This is a genomic window from Gordonia sputi NBRC 100414 (genome assembly GCF_000248055.1).
GTDB lineage: Bacteria > Actinomycetota > Actinomycetes > Mycobacteriales > Mycobacteriaceae > Gordonia > Gordonia sputi.
The window spans coordinates 1-2,416 of the sequence record NZ_BAFC01000017.1; the positions used below are offsets into that span (position 1 = coordinate 1).

2 protein-coding genes are annotated in these 2,416 nt (G+C 65.1%); both read right to left on the reverse strand.

Features of this window, described 5'->3' with window-relative positions:
• Window positions 1-65: 65 nt before the first annotated feature.
• Window positions 66-935, reverse strand: a complete 870-nt coding sequence (istB, locus tag GOSPT_RS02260) for an IS21-like element helper ATPase IstB (protein WP_005202502.1) — start codon at window positions 933-935, stop codon at window positions 66-68.
• Window positions 932-2,281 carry a Mu transposase domain-containing protein gene (locus tag GOSPT_RS02265; protein WP_005202509.1) on the reverse strand — a complete coding sequence of 450 codons (1,350 nt, stop codon included), beginning with the start codon at window positions 2,279-2,281 and terminating at the stop codon, window positions 932-934. The genes istB and GOSPT_RS02265 overlap by 4 nt, the downstream gene beginning before the upstream one ends.
• Between the last annotated feature and the right edge of the window lie 135 nt (window positions 2,282-2,416).

Here is a 2,416-nt window from a genome sequence, read left to right on the forward strand (position 1 = left end):
CATTGACGAGGCTCAAGAAAGTTCCCCAGGTGTGCTCACTGAAATTCCCCACCCGTGGGCGGTTTCTACTGTAGCGACCTTCTGGTGGGTGCGGTGGCGGTGCGCTGGCTGTGGGTGCGGGCGTGATGGTCACGAAGCCGGTAGGAGTCGCCGTCGAGTTTGAGCACGACGGAGCGATGCAGCAGCCGGTCGAGCATGGCTGCGGCGACGGTGGTGTCACCGAGCACTTCGCCCCATTCGGCGACGGACCTGTTGGTGGTGATGACGATGGATGTTTTCAAATATCGTTGCGCCACAACCTGAAACAAGGCTGAAGCGGCTTCGGCCGGCAATGGGAGGTAGCCGAGCTCGTCGATGACGAGCAAGGTGGGTCCGGCGAAGAATCGCATGCAGGTGGCCCAACGTCCTTCGATCGCGGCTTTGTGGCAGCGTGCGGCCAGGTCGGCGGCGGTGGTCACATAGGTGCGATAGCCGGCGTGGACCGCGGCGTTCGCAAGCCCGACCGCCAGATGCGTCTTGCCCGTACCCGGCGGGCCGATGAGCAGCACGTTCGTCGACGATTCGAGGTAGGCACACGTCCCGAGTTCGCGGATCAGCGCCCGGTCCACGCCGGGCGCGGCGTCGTAGTCGAAGCCGTCCAACGTGGCCGGGGTGGGCAGGCACGCGAACCGCAACCGCCCGGCAAGCCGTCGGGCTTCGGTGGCATCGACCTCGATGCCCAGCAGGTGCTCGAGAGTCTGGGTCATCGACCACTCGTGCTCGCTGGCGGCCGCCAAGACTTGGGGCAGGGCTTCGGCTGCGGCGTCGAGTTTGAGGACGGCGAGATGTCCGCGTAGTTGCTGGTAGACCGAGATCGCTGATTGTGACTGTGGCCCAACACTATTCGAAGAGTCCAGCCCAGCATTGTCGGTGTCGGTGTTGGTGTTGGTGGTCATGGGAGGTGGGTCCTGTTCTGTGCGGCGCGTTCGTACACGCTCATGTCGATGATCGATGCCTGCGGGCCGGTATCGTCGGTGTTGGTTGTGTTGTGGCGCAGTGTGTTTGCGGCGTCTCGGGCGGCCTGGCCGGGTGGGATACGTTCTTTGCGGCGATGCGGCCGACGGCTGCTGGAGGCGCCGGCTTTGGCCAGGGTCTCCAGCGCGACGACATGCCCGTGATCACGCACTTGGGCGCCCGACCCGGGCGTGGCGAGGCGGTGCCGCGCGATCACGATGCCCGAATCGGTGGCGATGTCGATGTGTCCGTCCCCGAGCCGCTCGCTCACGGTGACTTCACTCATCGCCACCTCCGGCGGCACCGAGTACTGGTTGCCGCGCCACGCCACCAGCGCCTGGCGCGATACCGTGCGCATCTCGGTGAGCGTGGCCGGATACGGAGCCGCTGGTGGGGCGCTGAGCGGTTCGCGAGCGGCCACCGTGATCACACTCGCCCGACCATCAGAGGTCGGGCGCATCCGTGCATCCGAGCGGGTGCGGCAGAAGGTGTCGCAGCTGGTTTGCGCTTGTTCGGGTGTCGTCTCGTCGGGAAGGGTGCGCCACCAGCGTTGTGCAGCAGTGTGATTGGACTTCTCCACCACACCCTTGCGATTGCCTCTGCGAGGTGGGCACACATCGACCGAGACCCCGTAATACTTGGCCACGCCAGCGAACTCGGCGGTCAACGCGCCGGTCGACGGGTGGCAAACCGTCGCCATCCGGTCAAATCGCCACGACTTGGTGACCCCGCCGAGTCGGCGGGTGATGCGGTCGATCCCGGCGATCACCTGCGGGCGAGTCATATCCGGCGCCAGGTAGCCCCGCCATTTGCCGGAATGCGCCAACGACCCGACAAGCAGGAATGCTGTTGAACCCCAACCCCATTCGTCCGGCGGGTTCGGTAACTCCACCCAATCCCATTGCGTCTCCTCACCCGGCGGATGCTCGATGACCGCGTTCGCCCGCTCCGTCACCAGGGCGCACGCCTCACATGTCGGACGCAGGCCACGTTGCCGGATCTGGCGGGTCAATGTCGGATAGGACTGGGTGTAGCCGAGGTCCTCGAGTTCGTCGCACAACGTCCGTGACCACAGATGTGGGTCCTCAACCAGACGCGCGGTGACGTAGGCCAGGAACGGCTCGAACGGATCCGCCGCCGACTTCTTACGCTCGCCCGGGCTGCGCTCACCGTTGAGGTAGGCGCGAATGGTTTTCCTGTCGTGCCCGGTGTGGCGGGCGATCGCCGAGATCGTCCACCCCCGTTTGTGTAGTGCATGTACTTCCACATCGTTCTCCCGTGTCAACATGAAAGCGGGCCTCCCGCGATAGTTGGTGAGTGGTCAGAGACCATCAGCATCACGGGAGGCCCGCCTACTCTGGCGGTGCCACACGGGTGGGGAATTCAGATGAGCATCACTGGGGAATTTCGATGAGCGCCGTCA

What these genes read in the sequence shown, in the direction of transcription:
- istB (WP_005202502.1), bottom strand. Translation starts at nt 935, where the DNA reads ATGACCACCAACACCAACACCGACACCGACAATGCTGGGCTGGACTCT.
- GOSPT_RS02265 (WP_005202509.1), bottom strand. Translation starts at nt 2,281, where the DNA reads ATGTTGACACGGGAGAACGATGTGGAAGTACATGCACTACACAAACGG.